Raw genomic sequence first — 5922 nt, 5'->3', positions numbered from 1 at the left:
AATTAAATGAGGAGGATCGTGCTCGTTAGCGTCGTGTTAATCCTCTGATTAGGCGAGCTATGTTGCGTATGAACTGTTCGTTGCTCTTCTTGTCTGGTACGAAACCGCGGATGTATATCTCGTTCCATGCGCGTCCGTTGAACCAGCGTATGATCGTGACCGGTACGGCGTAGGTTTCGGAGAACGCGCGTAGGACGTCGGGGTATTTTTCCGCTAAGCGTTTCTGCTCCTTACTTCCGTAGGCTTGTATCCATTCGGGGGAAAACGTCTTAGAGATCTGCTGTTCTACGGCTGCGGCTGGTGAGCGTGCGCCGACAAACCGGGGTATGAAGGGTACTCCAAGTTCCGAAGCTAGCTGTCGCAGAATGGGTTCCAGCCTCGTGCAGCGGGGGCACTCTGGATCGTACTCCAGGATGATTTCAACGTACATCGCCCCTCCCCCTGATCACGGAGATCCAGGGGTTGCCGGTTACGAAGTCCGGTAAGACATCCTTGACTGTGTTATCCTCCATACGCGTTTCTTCATGCACCTGAAGCTGTATCCTAGCCTGCAGGTCGAGAAGCAGCTCTGCGACACGCATGTTCAAGCGGGTTAACGTAGCGAGCAGGTGCCTGATCTCCCGAAGCTCCTCCAAAATCTCATCTCTCGCATGCTCGCTTAGGTACTCGTCTTCCACGCTTCAACACCTGCTGCAACCCCTCTTTTACGTTCTCTTTTGTCAGCCTACCGAGCTCCTTCCGGTAGAAGATGCACGGTAGCGCGACAACGCTACCATCGTTGGAGGGGGTAAAGACTATTTGACGCCTACCGGCCGGGCAATCGTCAGCCAAGAAGACGCCGTTCTCCTCTAATCGCCTGAGCGCCTCTTCTGGTACGGTGACTCCAGCCCCACGAACGGGCATGGCCACGATGGGCACATCGGGGAAGAGAGCTTTCAGCTTGAGTATATCATTGATATTATCGGGGAAGACGGTCGAACGAATCACCACACCCCGTCCTCTCAAGGCTATCACCAGCCTTACGGCCTTCAACCAGAGGGGGAGACCGCGCTCCTTATCATGCCTATCACCGAAATAGTCTATGCTGACCTCCACTAGGTCGGGAGCTGCCGCTAGGACGGCGTCAGGGTCAAAAGCGTTCGTGACGACGGTGACCCAAAAACCTCTTTTTCGTGCTTCCTCAACGTAGCTGGATAGCTGCTTTCCCAGAACGCTGGGTTCACCACCGCTAATGACTACAGCGGCCTCCGGGTCTACTTCCTGGAGAGCATCGAGAATCAGAGCGTAGATGTCGAGTGGGATAACGCCTGTCCCTCTTCCTCCCCTCAGGGGACAGAAGGAGCAAAGAGCGGGACACTTTTGCGTTACCTCGAATACGAACTGCATCAGCACAACCCCTTCAACTTCAACTTCTTTTCCAGCTGCTTGAACATAGTGCTCGTGTTCTTCCTTTTCTTTGCCATACCTCCAGCCCCATTAGCTGCTGCACTTGGAAACTTTTTATTCATTGCGACACTTCATGAATAAATACCTCGAGGCCACTCTCTCTTCGTGCCTGAGGCTGGTGCTGTTTCCGCGTTTGCGGCAGGGTTGATAGTGGGGCTAGCGGCAGGTGTCGCTTTCTCTCTTAGCTGGGGTATAGCGGAGGGGGTGAAGCTCTACAACCCTCAAGCCGATATCACTCTTCCCCTTTCCATCTACTTCGGCTTCTTTGTGTCTGGCGCCTTAGTGGGAGGCATTGCCGTGCTCGTGCTAAGGCGAATGGGACGTCTGCCTGAGCCCTCCGGCTACCCGTTCCCAGCGGCTCCGATACAGGTGCAGATAGCGTTAAGGAGGATGAGGAGCGTAATAGAGGGGGGTGAGTAGTGTCAAGCCAGGTTAAGGTCGTCGCTGACGCCGTGGCGAACGTCGTAAACCAGCGTTTGCAACCGCTAGTAACAACAGTACAGAGCCTCCGGGCCGATGTAGAGGCGCTGAAGGCGCAGTTGAGGGAGAGCAGAGAAGAGCAGATAAAGCCGATACTGGAGGCACTATTTCGCGTCAGACTCGAGGAAGCTGCAACGACTGTAGCAGCTGCTGCAGTAGGGGCTCTGCAGCAGCGGATAGACGTACTAGAGGCGCAGCTTGGAGAGTTCCGCTCCCTTCTGCAAGAGCTTGCGCAAACCCTCAAATCGCTGGACAACCGGTTGCAGTCGCTGATCTCCGTATCATCTTCGCAAACAACGCGAGAGCTAGGAGCATACGTCGTACGCTTGGAACAGGCAATCAACAAGTTTGGGCTGTACACTCATAATGTTGGCGAGGAGGTGAAGAACGCTACCAGAAGCGCTGTGATGGAAGCGCTTTCCCAAGCAAAGATAGAAGCACCTAGAGAGCTGGTAGACGTGCTGAAGGGTATCATCGAAACCAACAAGAGCATTTTGGAACGCCTGCAGCGCCTCGAGGAGCAGCTCTCAGCCATGCAAGCAACTGAAAGCCTTTTCGAGGAGTTCCAGCTGAAGGAGAGCGAAGAGGAAGAAAAAGGAAGGGAGGGTCAGGAGGAGAGAAAGAGAAGAAAGGGCTAGCTTCTAGGAAACCACGAATAAAAACCTGAGATCTATGATGGAAACGGGGTGGTGAGGGTTTGAGCGCTATAGTTAATCCGCGCGAGATAGAGGAAGCCATTGCACGCGTCCTAGCCCCCTCCGCTCCACGGATATACCGTCCACCGGTTTTCCCGAAGTACGCGGGCGCCAACGAGTACCTTTATGGCGTTCCAATTTTCGTGTTTGGAGAGGGGGTGCGGGGGCAGTATGTGCGTCACAGCTACGTGGATAGGGAGGGAGTCCGCTACTGGTTGATCGAGTACGGTGTAGTCAATATTTACGGTGTCCTCTCCTCTAAACGCTTCGGAAAGGGTATGTCCCTTCCTCTCGTCATCCTCGGTCTTCCCACCCACTACGCCAGGATGATGCATGTTGAAGACTTCGAGAACTTCCTGGTGGAGGAGGTTGTGCTGGGTTATATGGAGGTTGAGGAGAGGAGGATTCTCAACCTTGATCGCGTGTCGCGCGGGCTTGACCCTGTGATGATTGTCGATCTCTATGGGATCTTCACCAGCCCCGCTTCTACTCCGAGTGAACTGATCGATAGGCTCGTGGAGGCTTCAAGGGCTGTGGAAGCGCTTCAACGAGCTGTGTGGGAGTACGAGAAGAGGGCGCAACTGATGGAGACCAACCTCAGGATGGCGCAAGCCGAGGTCAACGCCTTGCGGGCCCTCTTGCAGGATCTACAGTTCCGTTTCGAGAAGCTGGCAAGCGAGAACACGCAGATCTATAGTGAACTCGTTAGGCTGCGAGAAGAGTTGAAGGTGAGGGGGAGAGAGGTGGCAGCTGGAACGGAGACTGCTGAAGCATTGATCTCCCTCGTCAACCGGGTGGTCGAGCTGATCGGAGAGCTAGTCGAAGCATCCTCCAAATCCATGGACGAGGCTAGGACGGCCTACGAGCGGGCGCTCACACTGCAGAGAGAGCTAGCCGCTCGAGCCGCAGAGAAAACCGCTGCACAACCCCCTACAGCCGCACCCTCACCACCCCCACCGCAGGAGGAGGAAACCGGTGGGGAAGAGAGGGAGGAGGCTGAGTGAGCTACGACATTATAACTCTGCACCTTTCTAGGATAGAGGAGCTTCTGAGGAAGGCTTCCACAGACGCGGTGGGAAGGAGAAAGTACATGGAGGAGGCGAGAAGAGAGCTGGAAAGGGCAGAGCGAGAGTTCAACAGCTTTTTGAGCAAGATGATGCCGGAGCGCATCACGGATGAGCGGTTCTCCATTGCCGTAGAGGCCGTCAACAATGTTTCCCTGAGCTTCAGCCAGCTGCGGAGAGAACTAGTCCGCGGGGTTCCCACGAGAGCGTTAGCCACGCTCCTGAAGCTTGAAGAAGCCCTATCCAGGGCTAGGAGCACGCTCATACTCCTTGGCGCGGGAGCCCCGTTCCCCTTAATCTTCCAGGTCACGCCGGAGTTCCTTCGAGGGCCCGTACGGCCACCAGAGGAGATCCAGTTGCTCGGAGGCATGGTGGCACAGATCTACGGTATCCTGACGAGGAGAGGACGAATGAGAGTTGAAGAGCTGGCACGCGAGCTGAACATCACGCAAGAGACGCGGGAAGCTTTCAACACAGCGATCACAGAGCTCCTCCAGCGCCGCTACGCGCGTATCTCCGTTGACGAGAGAGGGAACTTGTACCTCGAACCATTGTAGTAGCTTCTACAAATTAGTTAACATAATAATATAGTTAAAATTTTTACAGCAACAGAGCACGGAAAACCGAAAACCCCGGAGAAAACGGGGTTGCTTGCATGAGCCTGGAGCTGGAAGAGAGGTTTCTCATGCAAAAAATTTTTTAACAGAGGTTCAACACTATAGGTGGAAACGATATGGAAGCATTTAATCAAGCCTGGCTGAAGCGCCGCGCTCAATACTCCACTGTTGCTTTCCTCCGCTCTGCCGATCCGAAGCGCCTCGATCAGTTTGTTCTCTTCATCCATAACATCTACTCTTCCGCGTCAATCCCCATGCAGTTCCGCATCTACCTTTTCAAGCCGTGGAGCGGCCTCTTTTCTGTTAGTGTGAAAGACGGGAGCATATCATATTCCCCCGTTATTCAGAGCACAACTTCTCTAGGCTCATTCGGCTCCGCTATGCCCGCGCAACCAATCCGCGAACTACCGCAGGCGCTAATCTTCCTCGACAATGAAATGAGGAAGGGAGATGCTAGGATCATCGCCATCTTCTGGGGGCTCGCCCCCTTCAAGAATGTAACCGACCCTGAGTTTGCGCTTCTCACGCGCTTCCTCCGTAACGCTATCTTCAGCTATGACTACTACGCTGCTTTCCACTTCATCGTTATCTTTACCGAAAACCCTGAACTAGTCACAGATGAAGACACTCTGCGGCGCTCCATTGTCGTAAGCGTGGAACCTTCCACTCTGGAGGAGCGGGAGAAACTGCTGCGCGATATAGCGGAGAAACTTGGATTATCCGTGGAGGAGAGAGAGGTTAGGATGCTGGCAGAGGCTATGCGTGGCCTAACGTTGCATGAAGTGGAGTCTGTGGCGTTGGAGTCTATTTTCCGTCACCAGAAGTACGACATGGCGGCGATGACGGCGTTCAAGTACGACATTGTGAGGAAGCAGGGGCTGCTGGACGTGGAAGAACCGACCCACGGCTTCGAAGCCGTGGGCGGCTACGACGCTCTGAAAGAGTTCGTAATCTCCAACGTGATCAAAGTGTTCAGCAACCCTGAGAAAGCGAAGCGGCTCGGGATTGATCCCCCGCGCGGCATCCTTCTCTTCGGCCCTCCAGGTACCGGGAAAACGTGGTTCGCCCGCGCCCTTGCGCGTGAATTACGCTTACCTTTCCTTCGGTTGCGCGGAGAGAAAATCGTTTCAATGTGGTACGGAGAGACAACGCGGCTCATGGCGCAAGCCCTACGGCTAGCCGAAGAGGTCGCTCCCTGCGTTCTTTTCATCGATGAGATAGACAGGTTCGGAAAAAGAGGAGGGATCGCAGAGCACGAAGAGACACGCCGCGCCTTCTCCGTGCTGCTGGAGTGGCTAGGCGACTCCAGAAGACGCACGATAGTTGTTGGAACAACGAACAGGGTACAGGATCTCGACGAGGCGTTCATACGTGTCGGCCGCTTCGATTACCTCATCCCTGTTCTCTACCCTGATTACCAGGCCCGCTACGAGATACTACGTATCCACACATCGGTGGTGCGCCGCGTCCCATTAGCGAAAACGGTGAACCTGAAAGATGTAGCAGCTGCTACAGAACTGTGGAGCGGGGCAGAACTTGCTGAGCTAGTGCTACGCGCTGCTAGAAACGCTTTGCAGCGTGACGCTGACGTAGTGACGATGGAGGACTTCGAAGCAGCGC

General features: G+C 54.7%; 8 protein-coding genes. 5 read left to right on the top strand and 3 right to left on the bottom strand.

Going from position 1 to position 5922, the window contains the following annotated elements:
- Positions 1-25: 25 nt before the first annotated feature.
- From QXU97_06180 to QXU97_06170, 3 genes are read right to left on the bottom strand one after another with little or no spacing between them, the layout of a single operon-like run.
- The gene (locus QXU97_06180; protein ID MEM4036176.1) at positions 26-430 is read right to left on the bottom strand and encodes a hypothetical protein; all 405 of its coding nucleotides are present in this window, start codon (positions 428-430) and stop codon (positions 26-28) included.
- Positions 420-677 carry a hypothetical protein gene (locus QXU97_06175; GenBank protein ID MEM4036175.1) on the bottom strand — a complete coding sequence of 86 codons (258 nt, stop codon included), beginning with the start codon at positions 675-677 and terminating at the stop codon, positions 420-422. Before QXU97_06175 ends, QXU97_06180 begins: the two co-directional genes overlap by 11 nt.
- Entirely contained in the window at positions 640-1386 is a 747-nt protein-coding gene (locus QXU97_06170) for a radical SAM protein (GenBank protein ID MEM4036174.1), read from the bottom strand. Before QXU97_06170 ends, QXU97_06175 begins: the two co-directional genes overlap by 38 nt.
- 264 nt (positions 1387-1650) lie before the next feature.
- Here QXU97_06170 and QXU97_06165 point away from each other — a divergent pair, with 264 nt between their 5' ends.
- The 5 genes from QXU97_06165 to QXU97_06145 all read left to right on the top strand — a co-directional run.
- Positions 1651-1866 carry a hypothetical protein gene (locus QXU97_06165; protein MEM4036173.1) on the top strand — a complete coding sequence of 72 codons (216 nt, stop codon included), beginning with the start codon at positions 1651-1653 and terminating at the stop codon, positions 1864-1866.
- Positions 1866-2564: a hypothetical protein gene (locus QXU97_06160; GenBank protein ID MEM4036172.1), complete on the top strand. Its 699-nt coding sequence runs from the start codon at positions 1866-1868 to the stop codon at positions 2562-2564. The genes QXU97_06165 and QXU97_06160 overlap by 1 nt, the downstream gene beginning before the upstream one ends.
- 59 nt (positions 2565-2623) lie before the next feature.
- Positions 2624-3625 (top strand): hypothetical protein, encoded by a 1002-nt coding sequence (locus QXU97_06155; protein MEM4036171.1) that lies wholly within the window; start codon positions 2624-2626, stop codon positions 3623-3625.
- A complete protein-coding gene (locus QXU97_06150; GenBank protein ID MEM4036170.1) occupies positions 3622-4242 on the top strand; it encodes a hypothetical protein in 621 nt (206 codons plus the stop codon). The genes QXU97_06155 and QXU97_06150 overlap by 4 nt, the downstream gene beginning before the upstream one ends.
- Before the next feature lie 314 nt (positions 4243-4556).
- On the top strand, positions 4557-5922 hold a 1366-nt coding region (locus QXU97_06145), incomplete at its 3' end, for an ATP-binding protein (protein ID MEM4036169.1).

It is taken from the genome of Fervidicoccaceae archaeon (genome assembly GCA_038878695.1).
Taxonomy (GTDB): Archaea; Thermoproteota; Thermoprotei_A; order Sulfolobales; family Fervidicoccaceae; genus JAVZVD01.
This window is presented reverse-complemented; position numbering and strand designations above follow the sequence as displayed.